Source organism: Caballeronia sp. M23-90 (assembly GCF_053574605.1).
The window spans coordinates 1-452 of sequence record NZ_JBSIPA010000974.1; the positions used below are offsets into that span (position 1 = coordinate 1).

Consider the following 452-nt stretch of genomic DNA (forward strand, 5'->3'; position numbering starts at 1 on the left):
GGTTCGCCAGATCCTTCTGTAGCCGTTCCGGGCCGAAGGTTTGTCGGCTACGCTCGTGAGCTGCACGCACCTGCGCTTCGAGCCGAGACTCCTGCTGCGCGTGCAACGACAGCGGCCGTTTGCGCCAGGCATAGTAGCCACTCGTGGACACGCCCAGGAACCGGCACATCGGCGGCACAGGGTACTGCTGTCGCATCTGCTCAATTGCGTCGTACTTCACCGCGACTCCTTCGCGAAGTACGTTGCAAACTTTTTTAACAGATCGCGCTCCATCTTCACTTCTGCCAACTCTCGCTTGAGCCGGCTCAGCTCCGCCTCGATCTCTGTCAGTGGTTTCTGGGTTTGCCCGACGTTCTCCAGCTTGCCGTCCTTTGCGGCGCGAACCCAGTTCGCCAACGTCTTCATCGATATTGACAATCGACGGGCAGCTTCAGACACGCCCACTCCGTCAG

At 59.7% G+C, this 452-nt stretch carries 1 pseudogene; it reads right to left on the minus strand.

The features are described from left to right. Positions 1-452, minus strand: a pseudogene (locus ACRXB1_RS37385) (transposase); the annotation flags it as partial.